This is a genomic window from Intestinimonas massiliensis (ex Afouda et al. 2020) (assembly GCF_900626285.1).
Lineage (GTDB): Bacteria > Bacillota > Clostridia > Oscillospirales > Oscillospiraceae > Flavonifractor > Flavonifractor massiliensis_A.
In genome coordinates this window covers 942,321-963,125 of the sequence record NZ_LR131147.1, presented here as the reverse complement: position 1 = coordinate 963,125, position 20,805 = coordinate 942,321, and the positions used below count along the sequence as shown (strand labels likewise).

General features: G+C 63.9%; 20 protein-coding genes. 18 read left to right on the top strand and 2 right to left on the bottom strand.

Annotated features, from left to right (window positions below):
* The 18 genes from frr (at position 1) to hisE (ending at position 19,021) form a co-directional block, all read left to right on the top strand.
* Positions 1-555, top strand: a complete 555-nt coding sequence (gene frr, locus E0E41_RS05015) for a ribosome recycling factor (protein WP_130869001.1) — start codon at positions 1-3, stop codon at positions 553-555.
* A 79-nt stretch (positions 556-634) separates the two neighbouring features.
* A complete protein-coding gene (locus tag E0E41_RS05010; RefSeq protein WP_130869000.1) occupies positions 635-1,381 on the top strand; it encodes an isoprenyl transferase in 747 nt (248 codons plus the stop codon).
* Positions 1,382-2,206: a phosphatidate cytidylyltransferase gene (locus E0E41_RS05005; RefSeq protein WP_242623698.1), complete on the top strand. Its 825-nt coding sequence runs from the start codon at positions 1,382-1,384 to the stop codon at positions 2,204-2,206.
* 2 nt (positions 2,207-2,208) lie between these two features.
* Positions 2,209-3,354, top strand: a complete 1,146-nt coding sequence (locus E0E41_RS05000; RefSeq protein ID WP_207303193.1) for a 1-deoxy-D-xylulose-5-phosphate reductoisomerase — start codon at positions 2,209-2,211, stop codon at positions 3,352-3,354.
* 14 nt (positions 3,355-3,368) lie between these two features.
* The gene (locus E0E41_RS04995; RefSeq protein ID WP_130868998.1) at positions 3,369-4,445 is read left to right on the top strand and encodes a M50 family metallopeptidase; all 1,077 of its coding nucleotides are present in this window, start codon (positions 3,369-3,371) and stop codon (positions 4,443-4,445) included.
* 14 nt (positions 4,446-4,459) lie between these two features.
* A complete protein-coding gene (gene ispG / locus E0E41_RS04990; protein WP_130868997.1) occupies positions 4,460-5,497 on the top strand; it encodes a flavodoxin-dependent (E)-4-hydroxy-3-methylbut-2-enyl-diphosphate synthase in 1,038 nt (345 codons plus the stop codon).
* 15 nt (positions 5,498-5,512) lie between these two features.
* Entirely contained in the window at positions 5,513-9,685 is a 4,173-nt protein-coding gene (locus E0E41_RS04985; protein WP_130868996.1) for a PolC-type DNA polymerase III, read from the top strand.
* A gap of 19 nt (positions 9,686-9,704) precedes the next feature.
* Complete coding sequence (locus E0E41_RS04980) at positions 9,705-11,981, top strand: S-layer homology domain-containing protein (RefSeq protein ID WP_130868995.1); 2,277 nt, start codon at positions 9,705-9,707, stop codon at positions 11,979-11,981.
* 125 nt (positions 11,982-12,106) lie between these two features.
* Positions 12,107-13,276: an ATP phosphoribosyltransferase regulatory subunit gene (gene hisZ / locus E0E41_RS04975; protein ID WP_165450502.1), complete on the top strand. Its 1,170-nt coding sequence runs from the start codon at positions 12,107-12,109 to the stop codon at positions 13,274-13,276.
* Positions 13,273-13,914, top strand: coding sequence for an ATP phosphoribosyltransferase (gene hisG, locus E0E41_RS04970; RefSeq protein WP_130868993.1), 642 nt, complete (start codon positions 13,273-13,275; stop codon positions 13,912-13,914). Before hisZ ends, hisG begins: the two co-directional genes overlap by 4 nt.
* Positions 13,911-15,185 (top strand): histidinol dehydrogenase, encoded by a 1,275-nt coding sequence (gene hisD / locus E0E41_RS04965; protein WP_130868992.1) that lies wholly within the window; start codon positions 13,911-13,913, stop codon positions 15,183-15,185. The genes hisG and hisD overlap by 4 nt, the downstream gene beginning before the upstream one ends.
* 12 nt (positions 15,186-15,197) lie before the next feature.
* Complete coding sequence (gene hisB, locus E0E41_RS04960) at positions 15,198-15,773, top strand: imidazoleglycerol-phosphate dehydratase HisB (RefSeq protein ID WP_130868991.1); 576 nt, start codon at positions 15,198-15,200, stop codon at positions 15,771-15,773.
* Positions 15,773-16,264: a GNAT family N-acetyltransferase gene (locus E0E41_RS04955; protein ID WP_130868990.1), complete on the top strand. Its 492-nt coding sequence runs from the start codon at positions 15,773-15,775 to the stop codon at positions 16,262-16,264. Before hisB ends, E0E41_RS04955 begins: the two co-directional genes overlap by 1 nt.
* A gap of 18 nt (positions 16,265-16,282) precedes the next feature.
* Positions 16,283-16,891, top strand: coding sequence for an imidazole glycerol phosphate synthase subunit HisH (gene hisH / locus E0E41_RS04950; protein WP_130868989.1), 609 nt, complete (start codon positions 16,283-16,285; stop codon positions 16,889-16,891).
* Positions 16,888-17,610, top strand: a complete 723-nt coding sequence (gene hisA, locus E0E41_RS04945; protein ID WP_130868988.1) for a 1-(5-phosphoribosyl)-5-[(5-phosphoribosylamino)methylideneamino]imidazole-4-carboxamide isomerase — start codon at positions 16,888-16,890, stop codon at positions 17,608-17,610. Before hisH ends, hisA begins: the two co-directional genes overlap by 4 nt.
* Positions 17,604-18,359, top strand: a complete 756-nt coding sequence (gene hisF, locus E0E41_RS04940; RefSeq protein ID WP_130868987.1) for an imidazole glycerol phosphate synthase subunit HisF — start codon at positions 17,604-17,606, stop codon at positions 18,357-18,359. The genes hisA and hisF overlap by 7 nt, the downstream gene beginning before the upstream one ends.
* 3 nt (positions 18,360-18,362) lie before the next feature.
* A complete protein-coding gene (gene hisI, locus E0E41_RS04935; protein ID WP_130868986.1) occupies positions 18,363-18,695 on the top strand; it encodes a phosphoribosyl-AMP cyclohydrolase in 333 nt (110 codons plus the stop codon).
* A complete protein-coding gene (gene hisE / locus E0E41_RS04930) occupies positions 18,692-19,021 on the top strand; it encodes a phosphoribosyl-ATP diphosphatase (RefSeq protein WP_130868985.1) in 330 nt (109 codons plus the stop codon). The genes hisI and hisE overlap by 4 nt, the downstream gene beginning before the upstream one ends.
* Positions 19,022-19,054: 33 nt before the next feature.
* On the opposite strand, the gene E0E41_RS04925 is transcribed toward hisE, so the two are convergent.
* Together E0E41_RS04925 and E0E41_RS04920 are read right to left on the bottom strand one after the other, a co-directional pair.
* Positions 19,055-19,582 (bottom strand): peptidoglycan-binding domain-containing protein, encoded by a 528-nt coding sequence (locus tag E0E41_RS04925; protein ID WP_130868984.1) that lies wholly within the window; start codon positions 19,580-19,582, stop codon positions 19,055-19,057.
* Positions 19,579-20,799: a peptidoglycan-binding protein gene (locus E0E41_RS04920; RefSeq protein ID WP_130868983.1), complete on the bottom strand. Its 1,221-nt coding sequence runs from the start codon at positions 20,797-20,799 to the stop codon at positions 19,579-19,581. The genes E0E41_RS04925 and E0E41_RS04920 overlap by 4 nt, the downstream gene beginning before the upstream one ends.
* Positions 20,800-20,805 lie beyond the last annotated feature (6 nt).

Sequence of the window (20,805 nt, the reverse complement as noted above, 5' to 3'; positions counted from 1 at the left end):
ATGAAGGAAGTCAACAAGGAATTCGACGCAAAAATGCAGAAAACCATTGATGTCGTCATCAGCGATTTCGCCAGTGTCCGGGCGGGCCGCGCCAATGCCGCCGTGCTGGATAAGATCACGGTGGACTATTACGGCGCGCCCACGCCCCTGAACCAGGTGGCCGCCATCTCCTCTCCCGATCCCCGGTCCCTGATGATCCAGCCCTGGGACAGCACCCTGCTGAAGGCCATCGAGAAGGCCATCCAGACCTCCGACCTGGGCATCAATCCCCAGAACGACGGCCGTGTGATCCGCCTGTCCTTCCCTCAGCTCACCGAGGAGCGCCGTAAGGATCTGACCAAGCAGGTGCGCAAGTACGGCGAGAACGGCAAGGTGGCCATCCGCAACATCCGGCGGGACGCCATGGAGAAGTTCAAGGCCATGGAGAAGAAGTCCGAGATCACCGAGGATGACCGGAAGGACTACGAGAAGGAGCTGCAGGATCTGACCGAGAAGCGCTGCAAGCAGATCGACGAGCTCACCGCTAAGAAGGAGACCGAGCTGATGGCGGTCTGACCGCGCAGACAAACGCAGAACGGTGCGGGGCGCCCCAGGCGTCCCGCACCGGTATTCATAAATCGGGTAGGAATCGGATATGGCATTTTTAAAACCAAAGGAGAGCGGGGAGGCACAGGTGGACTTTGACCACCTGCCCCGCCATGTGGCGATTATCATGGACGGCAACGGCCGCTGGGCCAAGCGCCGGGGGATGCCCCGGACGGCGGGCCATGCTGCCGGCGCGGAGAACTTCCGTACCATCGCCACCTACTGCCAGAAGATCGGGCTGGATTACCTGACGGTATACGCCTTTTCCACGGAAAACTGGAAGCGGCCCCTGGAGGAAGTGTCCGCCATTATGGGCCTGCTGAAGAAATATCTGCTGGAATCCATTGAGAAGATGGAGCGGGACAAGATCAAGCTCCACTTTTTCGGGGACCTGTCTCCGCTGCCCCAGGAACTGCGGGAGATGTGCGCCCGGACGGACGCCATTTCCAAGCGGTACGACGGCATGCAGGTCAACGTGTGCCTCAACTACGGCGGCCGGGACGAGATCGTCCGGGCGGCCCGGGCCTTTGCCGCCGACTGTATGGCGGGAAAGGCGGAGCCGGAACAGCTGACGGAAGAGAGCTTTTCCAACTACCTCTATTCCGCCGGCGTGCCCGATCCGGATCTGGTGATCCGGCCCAGCGGGGAGCTTCGGATCTCCAACTTCCTCCTGTGGCAGTCGGCCTATGCTGAATTCTACTACACCGACGTGCTGTGGCCCGACTTTTCCAAGGAAGAACTGCACAAGGCGCTGGCGGCCTACCAGGGACGCTCCCGCCGTTTTGGAGGTGTGTGAGTGGTCAAGCGAGTTATGGTAGCGGTGATCTTCATTCCGCTGCTGCTGCTGGCGATCTACTGGGCCTCTCCGGTCTATCCGGTGGTCCTGCCCATCATTATCGCCGGCCTGTCCATGATCGCGGTGCATGAGGCCCTGTGGTCCACCAGCTTTCTGAAGCACGCCCGCATTTCCGGTTATTCCATCATCATGGCGGGCCTGATCCCCTTCTGGGTGTACTACAGCGGCGAATCCCTGCCCGTCCTGTGCGGTCTGTTTCTCTATGTGGTGCTCCTGTTCTGCGAGGCCATCGCCAGCCACAAGCGGATCGGGCTGGAGAAGCTGGGCGGGGCCTTTTTCCTCACCCTCATCATCCCGTTTTTCCTGTCCTCCTTCCTGCGCATCCGGCTGATGGATCAGTGGCGGGCCCTGGTGATCCTGCCTCTGGTGATCGCCTTTATCAGCGACGCCTTCGCCCTGTTCGCGGGCATGGCTTTCGGCAGGCACAAGCTGGCCCCCGAGCTCTCCCCCAAGAAGACGGTGGAAGGGGCGGTGGGCGGCTTCCTGGGTGCCGTGGTGTGTACGGTGCTCTACGGGGTGGCGCTCAGCCTGGGTTTCCACATGGAGGTCGACTATCTCCTGCTGGCCCTGTACGGCGCTCTGGGCAGTGTGGTGTCCCAGCTGGGAGATCTGTCCTTTTCCTATATCAAGCGGGAGTACGGCATCAAGGATTTCGGCAACATTTTCCCCGGTCACGGCGGTGTGCTGGACCGGTTTGACAGCGTGATTTTCTGTGCGCCGCTGGTGGAGCTGCTGCTCCACATCCTGCCCGCCGTGGGAGGCTGACTATGAGCAAGTGTATATCGTTATTGGGTTCCACCGGGTCAATCGGGCGGCAGTCACTGGATGTGATTGCCGCCTGTGGCATGACTGTGGCCGCCCTCACCGCCAACCGGGATGTGGAGCGGATGGAGGAGCAGTGCCGGAAGTTCCGGCCGGAGCTGGCGGTGATGATGGATCCCGCTGCCGCTGCGGATCTGCGGGTGCGGCTGGCGGACACCTCCGTCCGGGTGGGGTCGGGAATGGGCGGCCTCATCGAGGCGGCCAGCCTGGAGCAGGCGGACACGGTGCTCACCGCAGTGGTGGGCATGGTGGGCCTGCGGCCCACTCTGGCGGCCATCCGCCGGGGCAAGCGCATCGCCCTGGCCAACAAGGAGACCCTGGTGTGTGCCGGGGAACTGGTGATGGAGGCCGCCGATACCTATGGGGCGGAGATTGTGCCGGTGGATTCGGAGCACTCCGCCATTTTCCAGTGCCTCCAGGGCTGCGGGGACCGGGGTGAGGTGAAGCGGCTGATTCTCACCGCCTCCGGCGGACCCTTCTGGGGCTGGGACCGGGAGAAGATCGCCTCTGCCACGGTGGAGCAGGCATTGAAGCACCCCAACTGGTCCATGGGGGCCAAGATCACCGTGGATTCCGCCAGCCTGATGAACAAGGGCCTGGAATTTATCGAGGCTATGCGGCTCTACCGCCTGCCCCCGGAGAAAATTTCCATTGTGATCCACCGGGAGAGTATTGTACACTCCCTGGTGGAATACTGTGACAACGCCATCCTGGCCCAACTGGGGGTGCCGGACATGCGTCTGCCCATCCAGTACGCCCTGACCTGGCCCGCACGGACGGATGCCGTGGCAAAGCCCCTGGACCTGCTGACCTGTCCGCCCCTGACCTTCCATGCGCCGGACTACGATGCTTTCCCCTGCCTGCCCCTGGCGCTGGGCGCCGCCCGTACCGGCGGCACAGCCACCGCCATTCTGAACGGAGCCAACGAGGCAGCGGTGGGCCTGTTCCTGGCGGGAAAGATCTCTTTTGGGGAGATCGCCGAGCGGGTGGAACACGCGCTGTCGGTTGTGCCCGCGGCGCAGAAGCCTGATCTGGAGGCCGTGCTGGCCGCCGACTCCGCCGCCCGGGAGGCGGCCGTGGAAGACTGCTGAGGTATGAGGTGCCTATGACCATCTTTTCCATCGTACTCATTATTCTGTTTTTCGGCCTGCTGATTGCGGTCCACGAATTCGGCCACTTTATTGCCGCCAAGATCATGGGGGTGCGGGTGAACGAATTTTCCATCGGCATGGGACCGGCCATCATTTCCCGGGAGAAGGGGGAGACCCTCTACTCGCTCCGGGTTTTCCCTGTCGGCGGTTTCTGCGCCATGGAGGGGGAAGAGGAGAGCTCCGACGATCCCCGATCCTTCCACAACAAGCCCTTTTGGAAAAAACTGATTATCCTGGTGGCCGGTGCCTTCATGAACTTCGTGACGGGCCTGGTCATCATTCTGGTGCTCCTCTTTCTGGTCGGCAGTCCCGCCGCCCCGGTGTTTACCGGCGTGATGGAGGGGGCGGAGGCGGTGCTGGATACCGGCCTTCAGCCCGGGGACCAGTTCTACACCATCGACGGCCACCGGATCTACTTCCAGAGCGACGCCATGATCTATCTCCAGCGTGCGGGGGAGCAGGTGGAGGTGACGGTGCTCCGGGACGGAGAGAAGGTGGATCTGGGTGAGATCTATCTGCCCTACCGCCAGCTTACCGATGAGACCGGTGCCCAGGTGGAAAAGCGGGGCATCTACGTGGGTCAGTATCTGGAGGACACAGTGGCTACCCGCCTGCAGAACACCTGGTATCAGGCCATTGACTATGTGCGCATGGTGTGGATGGGTCTGGGCGACATCTTTACCGGTGCGGTGGGCCTCCGCGACATGTCCGGGGTCATCGGCATTGTGGCCATGGCCGGCGATGTGGGCCAGGCCGGCGCCGAGGCGGCGGGCATGTTCGGCGCGGTGGTCAATCTGCTGGACTTCACCGCGCTTATCGCCATCAACCTGGCGGTGATGAACCTGCTGCCCATCCCCGCTCTGGACGGCGGACAGATTTTCCTGCTTATCGTCAACGGGATCTACCACCTGTTCAGTAAGAAGTATATCGACCAAAAATATCTGGGCTATGTGAATATGGTGGGCTTCATCTGCCTGATTGCCCTGATGATTCTGGTGGCCATCAGCGATGTGAACAAGTATATCCTGTAGGAGGCATGTTCAAAATGACAAGACAGATTCTTGTAGGAGGCGTCCCCGTAGGCGGGGGCGCCCCTGTTACCATACAGTCCATGACCAATACCCGTACCGACGACGTACAGGCCACCGTGGAGCAGATCAAGCGGCTGGAGACCGCCGGCTGCCAGATCATCCGGGTGGCGGTGCCCGACCAGGCGGCCGCCCGGTCGGTGGGGGCCATTCGGGAGCGCATCCACATCCCCCTGGTGGTGGACATCCACTTTGACTACAAGCTGGCCCTCACCTGCATTGAGGCCGGGTGCGACGCGGTGCGCATCAACCCGGGCAACATCGGCGGGGAGGAGCGAGTGAAGGCGGTGGCTGAGGCCTGTAAGGCCAAGGGCCTTCCTATCCGCATCGGGGTCAACGGCGGCTCCCTGGAAAAGCCCCTGCTGGCCAAATACGGCGGCGTCACCCCGGAGGCCCTGGTGGAGTCGGCTTTCGGACATATCGCCCTGCTGGAGAAGTATGACTTCCATGACATCTGCGTGTCCCTCAAGTCCTCCAGCGTGCCGGTGACCATGGCGGCCTACAGGCTCATGAGCGAGAAAAGCGATTATCCCTTACATCTGGGCGTCACCGAGACGGGCACCATCCGCATGGGCACCCTGAAATCCGCCATCGGCATCGGGGGCCTGCTGGCCCTGGGCATCGGGGACACCATGCGGGTGTCCCTGTCCGCCGACCCGGTGGAGGAGGTGCTGGCGGCCAAGGACATCCTGAAGGCCGCCGGCCTGCGGAAGGACGGACCCGACCTGGTGTCCTGCCCCACCTGCGGCCGCACCCGCATCGACCTGATCGGCCTGGCCGGCCAGGTGGAGGAGCGGCTCAAGACCGTGGACAAGCCCATCACCGTGGCGGTGATGGGGTGTGTGGTCAACGGACCCGGCGAGGCCTCCGCCGCCGACGTGGGCATCGCCGGCGGCAACGGGGAGGGCCTGCTGTTCCGCAAGGGGGAGATCGTGAAAAAGGTACCCCAGGATCAACTGGTGGACGAGCTGTTCGCCCTCATTGACCAACTGTAAGCAGGAGCGTGTCAAATGCCAGAAGCACAAAAGATCCCATTTCTGAAACTGTTTTCCGCCTGGCACCCGGGAGCCGAGCTGTCCGGACTGGTGTCCGGCTACCTGGTGACCCGGGCGGTAATTGATAAACATACCAGGTCTATCAAAGCCAGCGTGGAGTGCGCCGCCCCGCCGGCAGAGGACCTGCGCCGCACCATCGAGCGCAGCCTGGCCCTGGCCTACCGGGTGGAGAAAGTGGAGCTGGCGGTGGCTGAGCAGCCCGTTTCCGAGCGGGAGCTGTCTGCCCCCAAGGCGGACCCCATCCCAACCCCCGTGCCCACGCCAGCCCCGGCGGAGCCGCCCGTGGTGGAGGACGAGGCCGCCGCCGCGTTCCGCCGCACCGAGGAGATCCGCCGCAAGGCTCTTGCGGGCCTCAAGTCCCCCAAGCCATCAGAGAAGAAGGGGGGCAAGGGGAGCGCCCCCAAGGGCAAGCTGCTCTACGGCAAGCATGAGGTGCGCAAGACACCCACCCCCATGAGGGACCTGGATCTGGATATGGGCACGGTGATCGTGGAGGGAGACGTATTTGCCCTGGATCACCGGGAGCTGAAGAAGCGGGGGGCCTGGGTGGTGTCCTTCGATGTCACCGACTATACCGGCTCGGTGCGGATCAACAAGTTCTTCCCCGGAGACGAGGGAAAGGGCATCGTGGACGGGGTGAAGAAGGGCCAGCGGCTGCTCATCCAGGGCAAGCTGAACATCGACCGCTTTACCGGCGACATGGTGCTGGAGCCCTACGCCATCATGGAGACCGGCCGCACGGAACGGGTGGACGACGCCACGGAGAAGCGGGTGGAGCTCCATCTGCATACCAACATGTCCGCCATGGATGCCCTCACCGCTGTGGGCTCCAAGATGGACTCTCCCATCGGCACCGACAAGAACGTGGTGAAGCGGGCCGAGCGGTGGGGCCACCGGGCCATTGCCATCACCGACCACGGGGTGGCCCACTCCTTCCCCAACGCCTGGCACTCCGCCAAGAAGATCAAGATCCTCTACGGGGTGGAGGCCTACTTCATCAACGACGTGGACGACCGGGTGGCCATCCACGGGGAGAAGGACCAGGCCCTGGAGGATGAGATCGTCTGTTTCGATCTGGAGACCACCGGCCTGGACAACCGGCGGGAGGTCATCATCGAGATCGGCGCCGTGGTGCTGCGCAACGGAGAGGTGGCCGAGCAGTTTTCCACCTTTGTGGACCCGGGCCGGCCCCTGACCCGGGAGATCACCGAGCTCACCGGCATTACCGACCAGATGCTGGAGGGGGCTCCCTCCCAGGCGGACGCCATCAACTCCTTCCTGGACTTTGTGGGGGACCGGCCCCTGGCCGCCCACAACGCCGAGTTCGACATGGGCTTCCTGGCCGCCGGCTGCCGCAAAATCGGCCGCCCCTTTGAGAATACCTCCATCGACAGCCTGATCCTGGCCCAGAACCTGCTGCCCGACCTGGGCAAGTACAAGCTGAATATCGTGGCGGAGCACCTGAACCTGCCCGCCTTCAACCACCACCGGGCCTATGACGACGCGGCCACGGTGGGTTACATGCTGGTGCCCTTCTTTGACATGCTGCGGGACAAGGGGGTCCGCACCCTTCAGCAGATCAACCCCGCCATGCGCAAGCTGCGCTCCGGCGGCAAGGCCAAACGGCAGCCCAAGCACCTGATCGTGCTGGCCAAGAACCAGCTGGGCCTGCGCAATCTGTACAAGCTGATTTCCGCCTCCTACCTGGATCACTTCAAGCGGTACCCCATCATGCCCAAGAGCCTCATCGACCAGAACCGGGAGGGGCTCATCATCGGCTCGGCCTGCGAGGCGGGGGAACTGTTCCAGGCCATCGTCAGGCGGAAGGATTTCAAGGAGCTCAAGCGCATCGCCTCCTGGTACGATTTTCTGGAGATCCAGCCCCTGTGCAACAACGCCTTCATGCTCCGCAAGGGCATGGTGCGCAGCGAGGAGGAGCTGCGGGACTTCAACCGCACCGTGGTGGCCCTGGGTGAGGCGCTGGACAAGCCGGTGTGCGCCACCGGTGACGTCCACTTCCTGGACCCGGAGGACGAGATCTACCGCCATATCCTGCTGGCCTCCAAGGGCTTTGAGGACGCCGACTCGCCCCTGCCCCTCTACTTCAAGACCACCCAGGAGATGCTGGACGAGTTTGCCTACCTGGGCAAGGACAAGGCCTACGAGGTGGTGGTGCGCAACACCAACCTGGTGGCCGACTGGTGCGAGGACGTGGTGCCTCTGCCCCAGGGCCTGTTCGCACCCAAGATCGAAAACTCCGCCGAGGAGCTGACGCGGCTGGTGTGGGACAAGGCCAAAGCCCTCTATGGCGAAGAGCCCCCCAAGATCGTGGTGGACCGCATCAATGCCGAGCTGGGGGACATTATTAAATGTAAGTATGACGTCATTTACATGTCCGCCCAGAAGCTGGTGCAGGACTCCCTGAACCACGGCTACCTGGTGGGCTCCCGTGGTTCGGTGGGTTCCTCCCTGGTGGCCTTCATGTCGGGCATCACCGAGGTCAACTCCCTGCCCCCACACTACCGCTGCCCCAAGTGCAAGCACTCCGATTTCGAGGCGGCCAAGGAGCTGGGTATCGGCTGCGGCGCCGATATGCCGGACGCGGTGTGTCCCGTCTGCGGCACCCCCTACGACAAGGACGGCTTCAACATCCCCTTCGAGACCTTCCTGGGCTTTGGCGGCGACAAGGTGCCCGATATCGACCTGAACTTTTCCGGCGAGTACCAGTCCAACGCCCACCGCTATACCTTTGAGCTGTTCGGCCAGAGCCACGTGTTCCGGGCAGGCACCATCGGCACCGTGAAGGACAAGATCGCCTTCGGCTACGTAAAGCACTACCTGGACGAGCACGGCATCCACGGCACCCGGGCGGAGGAGAACCGGCTGTCCCTGGGGTGCAGCGGGGTCAAGCGCACCACCGGCCAGCACCCCGGCGGCATGGTGGTCATCCCCCAGAACCGGGAGATCTATGACTTCTGCCCGGTGCAGCACCCCGCCGACGACCCCAACAGCGACATCATCACCACCCACTTTGAATATCACTCCATGGAATCCAACCTGCTGAAGCTGGATATGCTGGGCCACGATGACCCCACCATGATCCGCATGCTCCAGGACCTGACCGGGGTGGACCCCCAGAAGATCCCCCTGGACGACAAGGACACCATGAGCATCTTCACCTCCTCCAAGGTGCTGGGCTTTGAGAACGACCCCGTCCTGGGCCCCACCGGCGCCGTGGCCATTCCGGAGTTCAACACCAAATTCACCCGGGGCATGCTGGTGGACACCCAGCCCCACCAGTTCGACATCCTGCTCCGCCTGTCCGGCTTCTCCCACGGCACCGACGTGTGGCTGGGCAACGCCCGGGACCTGGTGGTGGACCAGGGCATCCCCGTCGGCCAGGCCATCGGCTGCCGGGACGACATCATGCTCTTCCTCATCTCCTGCGGCATGCCGGAGAAGCGCTCCTTCAAGATCATGGAGGCGGTGCGGAAGGGCAGAGGTCTGCCCGAGGGGGCCGAAGAGGAGATGAAGGCCGCCGGCGTGCCCGACTGGTACATCGGCTCCTGCAAGAAGATCAAGTACCTCTTCCCCAAGGCCCACGCCGTAGCTTACGTCATGATGGCCTTCCGCATCGCCTGGTTCAAGGTCCACCGGCCCCTGGCCTTCTACGCCGCCTTCTTCTCCATCCGGGCCAAAGCCTTCGACGCCACCTGCATGTGCATGGGCATGGACGTGTGCAAGGCCAAGATGAAGGAGATCGAGAGCAAGGAGAAGCCCACCCCGGTGGAGGAGGATATGCTGGTCACCCTGGAAGTGGTGTATGAGTTCTACCTCCGGGGTTTCAGCTTCGAGCCCATGGACCTGTACCGCTCCCACGCGGTGAACTTCCTGCCGGACATGGAGAAGGGCACCCTGCTGCCCCCCTTCACCTCCATCCCCGGCCTGGGTGAGACCGCCGCCTGGTCCATTATGGAGCAGCGGGAGGGTAAGCGGTTCATCTCCATCGAGGAGTTCTCCGCCGCCTGCCCCAAGGTGTCCAAGACCCACATCGAGCAGCTGAAAGCCGTCGGCGCTCTGGACAATATGCCCGATACCAGCCAGATGACCCTGTTTGACGGCTTTTAAAAGAGAAGAGGAGAGAGGCATGAAGAGACGTATTTTGTCCCTGCTGACCGTGGCGGCCCTGCTGTGCGCTCTGCTGAGCACCACCGCACTGGCCCGGGAGACCGACGTTTTTGACGCCTGGCCGGAGGATGTGGACTTCAACACACTGACCTGCGGTCCGGCGGATGCCGGAGCGCTGTATGCCCTGCTGGAGGAGCTGGAGGCGGCCTGCGCCCAGCCGGACAACCAGAACCGGGTGCTGGAGCTGATGGACCAGGCCGGGACCGCGTGGGAGGAGCTCAATACCCGGTATGCGGTGTGTGTTGTGGCCTACTACCGGGACCCGGTCTCTGCCGCCCAGGATTACCTGGACTGGAGCCAGTTACTTCTAGAGGCCCAGAACGCCTATTTACAGGCGGAGCGGCAGGTGCTCCAGTCCCGGTATGGCCAGGCAGTGGCTCAGGCTATGGGGATGGATCGGGAGGAACTGCTGGCTATGATCTCCCCAGATGACCAGAAGCAGCAGGAACTGATGAGCCGGGATCAGGAGTTGATCAACGACTACTGGACCGCTATGGCCCAGGATTACCAGGTGACCTGGCAGGGCCAGAGCTGGACCCAGGGGGAGCTGAACCAGGCCGACAGCCTGAGTGTGGAGGAGATCGGAGAGATCCAGCGCCTGCTGGACGAGGCCCGCAACGCCGCTGCCGCATCGATCCTGGGAGAGATGGTGGATGTGCGCAACCAGTACGCCCGGAGCAAGGGATACGACAACTATGCCGACTATGCCTATGAGCAGGTGTACTGCCGGGACTACACGCTGGATGACGCCAGGCGGCTCTACGCCCAGGTGAAGGAGAAGATCGTCCCCCTGCTGATCCAGATGTCGGCGGCCATGGGGCACAACGAGGCCCTGTCCCAAGACCTGCTGTCCCCCTATGTGACGGATCTGACCCAGGAGGAGCAGCTGGATCTGGTGGAACCCTATCTGAACCGGATCTCCAGCGAGTACGCCGACCTGTTCCGCTATATGCGGGAAAACCACCTGGCGGATATTGGTCCTCTGGACACCAAGCTGGACGTGGGCTTTACCACCAGCCTGCCCGCCTATCGCTCGGCGGTGCTGTTCAACTGTCCGTCCGGCGGCTATTATGACGTAGAATCGCTGTTCCACGAGTTCGGCCACTACGCGGAATACTGCCTGTCCGACCAGGTGGGCGGCGGCTTTGAGTGTGTCGACGTGGCGGAGATCGACTCCCAGGGCCTGGAGCTGCTCAGCTTGGACTTTGCCGACGAGATGTTTCCCCAGGGCGGGGCGGTCTACCGGGGCTATGTGCTGGCGCAGCTGCTGAACAGCGTGGTGTCCGGCTGTATGCTGGACGAGTTCCAGGCAGCCCTCTATGCCGACGGGGAGATGACAGGGGCAGAGATGAATGCCCTGATGACCTGGCTGCTGGAGGAGTACGGCGGCCTGGATATGTTCGGTACCAACTCCGACTACAACTGGGTGCAGGTGAACCACACCTTCGAGTCTCCCATGTACTATATCAGCTACGCCACCTCCGCCCTGAGTGCCCTGGAGCTGTTCCTGGATGCCCAGACGGACTTTGACGGGGCGGCGGATGCCTACCTGGGTCTGGTGGAGCGGGGTACCGGCCTGAGCTACCGGGAGGCGGTGCAGGCGGCCGGCCTGGGGGATATCTTCCAGACGGGCACGGTGGCCGCTCTGGCCGGGGAACTGCAGAATTATCTGCTGAGCCAGGTGTACGGCCTGCCTGTCCCGAGCGACCTGGAGGGCCACTGGTCGGAGGAGCCCATGCTGACCTGCGCCGCCGCCGGCCTGTTCCGGGGCGATGGGGCGGGGAACTTCCTGCCTGACGGCAGCCTGACCCGGTCCCAGGCGGTCACCCTCCTGTGGCGGCTGGCGGGCTGCCCGGAAGTCCAGGACCAGACGGCCGCCTTTGCCGACGTGCCCGGGGACGCCTGGTACGCCGAAGCGGTGGCTTGGGCCGCCCGGTCCGGCATCGTGGGCGGGGTGGACGGCTCCCGCTTCGACCCGGACGGAACGGTGACCCGGGAGCAGCTGGCCGCCATGCTGGGCCGCATGGCCGGCTATGACGGCGGCCTTACCGGCGCCCTGGACGGCTTCGCCGATTCTGCCCGGGTCAGCAGCTGGGCGGCGGAGGGTACCGACTGGGCGGTGTCGGCCGGCCTGCTCACCGGCAAGCCCGGCGGACTGCTGGACCCTCAGGGGGTCCTGACCCGGGGCGAGATCGCCGCTCTGACGGTCCGCCTGCTGCTGGCCGGTCTGGTGTGAACCCATCCAACATTCCCGTGACCGGGGCCGCGGCTGACGCGGCCCCGGTTTTCCTCTTGACAAGGAATAGATGTTATAGTATAGTAGCGTGGTAAAGCGTGAAAGCAAAAAAAGGGGGAACTCCCGTGAGCGTCATTATCAACACCCCGGAGGGCACCCGGGACCGGCTGTTTGCCGAGTGCCAGGAGCGCCGGCAGGTGCAGGCCCGGCTGACCCGCCTGTTCCGGCAGCGGGGCTTTTTGGAGGTGTCCACCCCGGACACGGAATTTTACGATCTGTTTGCCCTGTCGGGCAGCGCCATTCCCCAGGAGCGGATGATCAAGGTGTGGGATCCCAGCGGCAAGTTCTGCGTCATGCGGCCCGATTCCACCACACCCATCGCCCGGGTGGCAGCCACCAAGCTGAAGGCGGTGGCGCTGCCCCAGCGGCTGTACTACGACCAGACGGTGTACCGCTCCAACCCCGCCCACAACGGCGGCAGCCGGGAGATCCCCCAGTGCGGGGTGGAGCTGATCGGGGCCAAGGGGAAGAAGGCGGACGTGGAGATCATCGTCACCGCCATAGACGCCCTGCGCTCCTGCGGGGCCGCCAGGTTCCATGTGGAGCTGGGCCACGCCGGATATTTCCGGGAGCTGGCCGGCCGGCTGGAGCTGGGGGAGGAAGAAGCCGAGGAGATGCGTTCCCTCATCGAGGGGAAGAACTTCGCCGCCCTCAACGCCTTCCTGGAGCCCTACCGGGGCAATCCGGCCTGCGCCGCCCTGGGGCAGCTCAGCCGGCTGTTCGGCGGGGTGGAGGTGCTCTCCCAGGCGGAGAAGCTGGCGGGCAAGACCCCGGCGGTGGACTATCTGTCCGCCCTGTATGACGAGCTGTCCGCCGCGGGCTACGGCTCCTATGTCCGTTTTGACCTGGGCATGGTCCATCAGATCGACTACTACACCGGCGTGGTGTTCCGGGGCTATGTGGAGGGGGCGGGGGACGCCGTCCTCTCCGGCGGCCGGTACGACAACCTGGTGGGTGTCTTCGGCCGGGAGGCCCAGGCCACCGGCTTTGCCGTGGATGTGGACGCGGTGGCCCGCACCCTGCCGGAGATGGCCCCGCCGGTGCTGCGCACCATCGTCCACTACGAGCCGGGCTATCTGGCCCAGGCCCTGGAGGCGGTGGACGGCCGCCCCGCCGGTACCAGCGAACTGTCCCCCTGCCGCACCCTGGAGTCCAGTCTGAACCTGGCCCGGGACAAGGGGGCGGAGGCCGTGCTGGTCTTTGACAAGGACGGAGAAAGGACGGTGCGGGTATGAGTGAGCGTCTGAGAATCGCCATCACCAAGGGCCGCCTGCTGGACAAGAGCGTGGAGCTCTTTGAGGGGGCCGGGCTGGACTGTACACCCATCCGGGACCCGGGCCGGCGGCTGGTCCACAGCCTGCCCAACTACCCCCTGGACGCGGTGCTGGCCAAGGCCCCCGACGTCATCACCTATGTGGAGCACGGGGTGTGCGACCTGGGCATCGTGGGCAAGGACACCATCCTGGAGAAGGGCGGCTCTTTTTACGAGGTGCTGGATCTGGGCTTCGGCAAGTGCCGCTTCGCCCTGGCTGTCAGGCAGGGCAGCGACTTCTACGGCACCTACAAGACCCGGCGGGTGGCCTCCAAGTACCCGGAGGTGACCCGTGCCTTCTTCGCCAGTAAGGGCATGGATGTGGACATCATCAAGATCGAGGGCAGCGTGGAGCTGGCCCCCATCCTGAATCTCACCGACGCCATTGTGGACATCGTGGAGACGGGAGCCACCCTGAAGGCCAACGGCCTGGTGCCCATCGAGGATGTGGCCCCGGTGTCCGCCCGGCTTATCGTCAACACCGCCAGCATGAAGTTGTATAAAGATCAGATCGCAGATTTTATTGCCCGCTGCGAGGGAGAATTGGAGAAGCGGAAATGATACAGATCGTAAAAGCGGATGGCTCCGCCGAGCGGGCGGTGATGGCCGCCATGAAGGCCCGGGCCGCCCAGGCCAACCAGGCCATCGACGCCGCGGCGGCGGAGATCATGGAGACCGTGAGGGAGAAGGGGTTCGAGGCGGTGCGGGACTACTCCCTCCGCTTCGACAAGGCCGAGCCCAGGGAGATCACCCCGGCCGAGCTGGAGGCTGCCTATAATCGCTGCTCCAAGGAGCTGATCGCCGCTCTGGAGCGGGCGGCGGCCAACATCCGGGACTATAATGAAAAGCTGCTCACTCATACCATGGAGTGGACCTCCCCCGACGGGGGCGTGGTGGGCCGGATCGTCCGGGGCCTGACCCGTGTGGGCATCTACGTCCCCGGCGGCACCGCCGCCTATCCCAGCAGCGTGCTGATGAACGCGGTGCCCGCCAAGGTGGCCGGGGTGGAGGAGATCGTCATGGTGACGCCCCCCACCGAGAACCTGAACGACGCGGTGCTGGCCGCCGCCAGAATCGCCGGTGTGGACCGTGTCATCGCCGTGGGCGGGGCCCAGGCGGTGGCCGCCCTGACCTACGGGGCGGGCTTCATCCCCCGGGTGGATAAGCTGGTGGGGCCCGGCAACGCCTTTGTGGCCGCCGCCAAGCGGCAGGCCTACGGCAAGCTGGACATCGACATGGTGGCCGGACCCTCCGAGGTGCTGGTCGTCGCCGACGGCAAGGCCAACCCCAAGTTTGTGGCCGCCGACCTGCTGAGCCAGGCCGAGCACGACAAGCTGGCCTCCGCCGTGCTGCTCACCGATTCCGTGGAGCTGGCTCAGGCGGTGGACGGGGAGATCGTCCGCCAGACCGGGTATCTGAGCCGGTCCGAGATCATGGAGTGCTCCCTGCGGGACTTCGGCTGCGCCATTGTGTGCGACACCCTGGACGACTGCGCCGCTCTGGCCAACGAGATCGCCCCGGAGCATCTGGAGATCGTCACAGAGGATCCCCGGGCCCTGCTGCCCAAAATCCGCAACGCCGGGGCGGTGTTCCTGGGGGCCTGGTCCCCGGAGCCTTTGGGGGACTACCTGGCCGGGCCCGACCACGTGCTGCCCACCAGCGGCACCGCCCGGTTCTTCTCCCCCCTCAGCGTGGACAGCTTCCTCAAGACCATGAGCATCATCCAGTACGACCAGGCCAGCCTGGCCCCCATCAAGGACCAGATCATCACCCTGGCCCAGAGCGAAAAGCTCACCGCCCACGCCAACTCCATCCAGGTGCGGTTTGAGTAAAGGAGAATGACCATGAGAACAGCCCAACTGACCCGTACCACCAAGGAGACCGACATCCGCCTGACCCTCAGTCTGGAGGGCGGCCCGGTGGAGATCGCCACCGGCATCGGGTTTTTCGACCACATGCTCACCGCCTTCGCCTTCTACGGCGGCCTGGGGCTGGAGGTGACCGCCAAGGGGGATCTGGAGGTGGACGGCCACCACACCGTGGAGGACGTGGGTATCGTCCTGGGCCAGGCCATGAGGCAGGCCCTGGGGGACCGGAAGGGCATCCGCCGGTTCGCCTCCGCCTATATCCCCATGGACGAGGCCCTGTGCCTCACCGCCCTGGACTTCTCCAACCGGCCCTTCCTGGTGTTCGACGCCGAGATGCCCCAGCCCATGATCGGGGCCTACGATTCCTGCCTCACCGAGGAGTTCATGCGGGCCTTTGCGGTGAACAGCGGCCTGACCTTACATATGAAGTGCCTGTACGGCAAGAACGCCCACCACATCACCGAGGCTCTGTTCAAGTCCCTGGGGGCGGCGGTGAAGGAGGCCGTTCAGATCACCGGTACCGGGGTCACCTCCACCAAGGGGGTACTGTGATGGCAGGGGAGCTGAAGGTCCGCCCCTATGGGGCGGAGGATCTGCCTGCCATGACGGAGATCTGGAATCAGGTCGTGGAGGACGGCGTGGCCTTTCCCCAGGAAGAGACGCTGGACGGGGCGGGAGCGGCGGCCTTTTTCGCCGGCCAGAGCCGTGCTGCCGTGGCGGAGCTGGACGGGGAAGTGGTGGGGCTGTATATTCTGCACCCCAACAACGTGGGGCGCTGCGGCCATATCGCCAACGCCAGCTACGGCGTGCGCCGGGACAAGCGGGGCCGGGGCGTGGGCCGGGTCCTGGTGGAGGACAGCCTGGCGGCCTGCGGAGCGCTGGGCTTCCGGCTGCTCCAGTTCAACGCCGTGGTAGCCAGCAACCTGGGCGCCATTGCCCTGTATGAGTCCCTGGGCTTTGTGCGGCTGGGAACCATCCCCGGGGGCTTCCGATTGCAGAACGGCGGATATGAAGATATTATCGTCTTTTACCACACGGTATAAGGCGGAAGGAGAGAGAGCATGGGCTATACTGCCATTGTGGACTACGGTGTGGGCAACCTGAAGAGCGTCACCAACGCCATGGATTATCTGGACCTGCAAACCCGCATCACCAGCGACCCCAAGGAGCTGGAGCTGGCCGACGCCATCATCCTGCCCGGGGTGGGGGCCTTTCCCGACGCGGCGGACAAGCTGCGGGTCTCCGGGCTGGATCAGGTGCTGATCGCCCAGGCGGAGAAAAAGCCCATCCTGGGCATCTGCCTGGGGATGCAGCTGCTGCTGGACCAGGGAGAGGAAGTGCGGGAGTGCGCCGGCCTGGGCCTGGTGCCCGGCCGGGTCCGCAGGATCACCACGGAGCTGAAGCTGCCCCATATCGGCTGGAACAGCCTGTATTTTCCCAACCCGTCCCCCCTGTTCGCCGGAGTGGAGACGGGAAGTTATGTCTACTTCGTCCACTCCTTCTGCGCCGTGGCAGACGATCCCAGGACCGTCATCGCCCAGACCGAGTACGGCGTGCCGGTGACGGCGGCGGTGCAGAAGGGCAACGTGTACGGCTGCCAGTTCCACCCGGAGAAGAGCGGCGAGGTGGGCCTGCAGATCTTACGGAATTTCGGAGGGTTGAACACATGATCCTGTTTCCGGCCATTGATTTGAAGAACGGCCAGGCGGTGCGCCTGTACAAGGGGGACTTTGCCACCGCCCACCAGGTGGCCTCCGATCCTCTGGCCGTGGCCAAAGATTTTTACGCCGCCGGGGCCCGGTATGTCCACATGGTGGATCTGGACGGGGCCCGCAGCGGACAGCGGCAGAACGGTTCCATCGTGCGGGCGGTGGCAGAGCAGTCCGGCCTGAAGGTGGAACTGGGGGGCGGGATCCGCACCATGGCCGACCTGGAGGAAGTTTTCTCCCTGGGCGTGTGGCGGTGCGTCATCGGCTCCGCCGCCGTCAGCCGCCCGGAGTTCGTGAAAGAGGCGGTGGAAAAGTACGGCGAGCGTATCGCTGTGGGTATCGATGCCATGGACGGCATCGTCAAGACCGCCGGGTGGGAGCAGTCCTCCGGCCTGGACTACCTGGACTTCGCCAGGTCCATGGAGACGATCGGGGTAAAGACGATTATCTTTACCGATATTGCCACCGACGGTATGCTGTCCGGCCCCTCTTTTGACCGGCTGGCAGCTCTCCAGCAGGCGGTGAGCTGTCAGATCACCGCCTCCGGCGGGGTGTCCTCCAACGGGGACCTGTCCAAACTGAACGCTATGGGCCTCTATGGGGCCATCATCGGCAAGGCCTATTACGCCGGAACGGTGGATCTGCCTGCGGCCGTAAAGGAGGCTGGGAAACAGTGTTAGCCAAACGTATCATTCCCTGCCTGGACGTGCGGGACGGCCGGGTGGTGAAGGGGGTCAACTTCGTCAACATCCGGGACGCCGGCGACCCGGTGGAGCTGGCCAAGTACTATTCGGACCAGGGGGCCGACGAGATCGTGTTCCTGGATATCACCGCCACCAGCGACGCCCGGGACACCGTGGCCGACGTGGTGGAGCGCACCGCCGCTCAGGTGTTCGTGCCCCTGACTGTGGGGGGCGGTATCCGCACCGTGGAGGACTTTCAGCGTCTGCTGCGGGCGGGAGCCGATAAAATTTCGGTGAACTCCGCCGCCGTGGCCCGGCCGGAGCTGATCTCCGAGGCGGCGGAGCGGTTCGGTTCCCAGTGCGTGGTGCTGGCCGCCGACGCCCGGGCCAGAGGTGACGGCACCTGGGAGGTGGTCGTAGCGGGCGGCAGAAAACCCACCGGCATCGACCTCATTGAGTGGGTGAAAAAAGCGGAGACCCTGGGAGCGGGGGAGATCCTGCTCACCTCCATGGACGCCGACGGCACCAAGGCGGGCTTTGACCTGGGTATGACCAAGGCGGTTACCGACGCGGTGTCCATTCCGGTCATCGCCTCCGGCGGCTGCGGCTCCCTGGACCATTTTGCGGAGGTGTTTGAGAAAACCAACTGCGACGCCGCTCTGGCCGCCTCTCTGTTCCACTTCGGGGAGCTGACGGTGCCCCAGGTGAAGGACTATCTCCGCAGCCGATCCATCCCCGTGAGGTGAACCATGGACTTTGATTTGAATGTACTGTTTCAGAAGTCGGATCTGATCCCCGTCATCATTCAGGACGCGGAGAGCAAGGATATTCTCATGCTGGGGTTCACCAACCGGGAGGCAGTGGAGCTGACCCTGAAAACAAAGACCGCCTGGTTCTGGTCCCGCAGCCGCCAAAAGCTGTGGAACAAGGGAGAGAGCTCCGGCCACTTCCTCCATGTGAAGAAGGTGGTCACCGACTGCGATACCGACACCCTGCTCTATCTGTGCGTGCCGGAGGGCCCCACCTGCCACACCGGGGCCAGAAGCTGCTTTTTCAACGATATTTGGGAGGAAAACACATGAACGATACCGTATTGCAGGACCTGTACCAGGTGGTGCTGGGACGCAAGAGCGACCCCCAGGAGGGGTCCTACACCTGCTACCTGTTTGACAAGGGTCTGGACAAGATCCTGAAGAAGGTGGGGGAGGAGTGCTCCGAGACCATCATCGCTGCCAAGAACGGCAAGCAGGAGGAGACGGTGGGGGAGATCTCCGACCTGATCTACCACCTGATGGTGATGATGGCCGACCAGAACATCCCGCTGGATGCGGTGCTCTCCGAGCTGGAGCGCCGCAGCCACAAGATCGGCAATCTGAAAAAGATGAAGGTCGTGGACCACGAGACCTGAAAAAGAGGCGCTGCCAAGCAGCGCCCCTTTTATTTATGCCTGACTGTAGGTGACAAACATGGTGTACAGCCGGCTGACGGTGTTCCAGCTGTCCTGGTCCAGAATACCGGTCTCCGGCCGACCGTCCAGCCGCTGGATCCAACGGATATTGCGCTGGGTGGCGGCGTCGTTCCGGCCGGAGACAGGGGCGGATTCCACCCCGTCCAGCAGACGGGCCAGAGCCCGGAACATGGACTGCACCAGATAGAGGTGGACGCTGTCCTGGTCGGGGCTGACGGTATACTCGCCGCCGGGATAACCCTGGAGAGGGCGGATTCGCCGGGCTATGGCCTGGAGATAGAGAGCGGAAATGGCATCCCAGGTGGCCTGATTCACCCGGCCGGTGACCGGCGGAAAGAACTCCCGCTGGAACAGCATGACGGCCTCCAGGGTCTGTTCCCCGAAAATGCCGTCGGGGGTGAGCCGGGGAAGAAAATCATAGACGAAAGACAGCTCCCGCAGCATGGTCTGGAGGCTGCGGATGGGCTGACCGATGAGGCGGATCTCTTGAGGTGCGATCATGAGGCGGCTCCTCTCTGGTCGGCGGAGCCCAGGGTCATGGGCTGGCCGGGATACTGGGTCAGGCCGGTGGCCTGGCTCTCAGGCAGGTCGGGACGGAACTGTTCCGGGATCACGTTGGTATAGGTGCCTACGGTGTCCACGATGCCGGCGTACAGCCGGTAGAGGGCGGCCCAGGTCCGGGGCCCCATGATGCCGTCCTGGGTGAGACCGGCCATCCGCTGGACAGCGATGACGGCGTTTTTGGTGGCGGGACCGTAGATGCCGTCGATGGCTACGGCGGGGATGTTGTTGTAGAACTCCGCCACTACCGACAGCACATACTGGATCACTTTCACCGGCTCCCCCCGGTCCCCTTCCCGCAGCACGTTGGGGAGAGACTGCCCGCTGCTGCCGGGGTAGTAGGTCTGGCCCTGACTGATGAGCTCCGCCAGGTCCAGCACGCCCACGTAGAGGAACACCATCTTGTACCAGGTGGAATTGCCCACGATACCGTCGGGAGTCAGGTCGAAGATCTGCTGGAATTTCTTTACCGCCCCCTCGGTGGCGGAGCCGAAAATGCCGTCCACCGGATAGACCTTGGGGATGGCGGGGTAGTCCCGGGAGATGCGGTTGAGCATCACCTGGATGCGCTGTACCGCCTCGCCGCTGTCCCCCCGGCGGATGGGATAGCCGGGGTAGGAGTAGCGGATGCCCCGCACCGGCGCGTTGGTGACCAGCTCGATATTGTCGCCGTAGTAGGAGCGGAGGATGGACATGTAGTCCCGGCCCTCCTCCGCCAGAGCCTGACTGCCCCACTGGGACAGTCCGTCGCAGGTGACGGTGGTGCCGTTGCAGAACTTGGCAGCCAGAGGCTCCACGAACCCGATGCGCCGTATGTAGGAGTTGAAGATCTCGTCCACCAGCTGACTGATGTTCTCAAAGATGTTGCGGCCCTTGATGAACTTCTGGTCGTAGGCGGTGGAGGAGGTGATGTTGAAGGGATAGCCCCGGCTGGGGTAGAACTCGGTGTATACCCGGTTAAGGGCGAAAGAGATGATGGCCAGGATGTTGGCCCGAAGGGCGGCAGGCTCCCAGGTGGGGTAGATCTCGCTGGAAGCCACGTTTTTCACGTATTCCGGGAAGGAGACGGTGACGTTTTCCGCGTTGGAGCCCGGCGCACCCAGATGGACGGTGATGTACTGGGGCACATAGGGCGTGATGGGCAGAGATTCAGGCATAGTCTC

Bases quoted from the DNA above. Each gene is read 5' to 3' on its own strand.
- frr (WP_130869001.1), top strand. From the start codon at position 1: ATGAAGGAAGTCAACAAGGAATTCGACGCAAAAATGCAGAAAACCATT.
- E0E41_RS05010 (WP_130869000.1), top strand. From the start codon at position 635: ATGGCATTTTTAAAACCAAAGGAGAGCGGGGAGGCACAGGTGGACTTT.
- E0E41_RS05000 (WP_207303193.1), top strand. From the start codon at position 2,209: ATGAGCAAGTGTATATCGTTATTGGGTTCCACCGGGTCAATCGGGCGG.
- E0E41_RS04995 (WP_130868998.1), top strand. From the start codon at position 3,369: ATGACCATCTTTTCCATCGTACTCATTATTCTGTTTTTCGGCCTGCTG.
- ispG (WP_130868997.1), top strand. From the start codon at position 4,460: ATGACAAGACAGATTCTTGTAGGAGGCGTCCCCGTAGGCGGGGGCGCC.
- E0E41_RS04985 (WP_130868996.1), top strand. From the start codon at position 5,513: ATGCCAGAAGCACAAAAGATCCCATTTCTGAAACTGTTTTCCGCCTGG.
- E0E41_RS04980 (WP_130868995.1), top strand. From the start codon at position 9,705: ATGAAGAGACGTATTTTGTCCCTGCTGACCGTGGCGGCCCTGCTGTGC.
- hisG (WP_130868993.1), top strand. From the start codon at position 13,273: ATGAGTGAGCGTCTGAGAATCGCCATCACCAAGGGCCGCCTGCTGGAC.
- hisD (WP_130868992.1), top strand. From the start codon at position 13,911: ATGATACAGATCGTAAAAGCGGATGGCTCCGCCGAGCGGGCGGTGATG.
- hisB (WP_130868991.1), top strand. From the start codon at position 15,198: ATGAGAACAGCCCAACTGACCCGTACCACCAAGGAGACCGACATCCGC.
- E0E41_RS04955 (WP_130868990.1), top strand. From the start codon at position 15,773: ATGGCAGGGGAGCTGAAGGTCCGCCCCTATGGGGCGGAGGATCTGCCT.
- hisH (WP_130868989.1), top strand. From the start codon at position 16,283: ATGGGCTATACTGCCATTGTGGACTACGGTGTGGGCAACCTGAAGAGC.
- hisA (WP_130868988.1), top strand. From the start codon at position 16,888: ATGATCCTGTTTCCGGCCATTGATTTGAAGAACGGCCAGGCGGTGCGC.
- hisI (WP_130868986.1), top strand. From the start codon at position 18,363: ATGGACTTTGATTTGAATGTACTGTTTCAGAAGTCGGATCTGATCCCC.
- hisE (WP_130868985.1), top strand. From the start codon at position 18,692: ATGAACGATACCGTATTGCAGGACCTGTACCAGGTGGTGCTGGGACGC.
- E0E41_RS04925 (WP_130868984.1), bottom strand. From the start codon at position 19,582: ATGATCGCACCTCAAGAGATCCGCCTCATCGGTCAGCCCATCCGCAGC.
- E0E41_RS04920 (WP_130868983.1), bottom strand. From the start codon at position 20,799: ATGCCTGAATCTCTGCCCATCACGCCCTATGTGCCCCAGTACATCACC.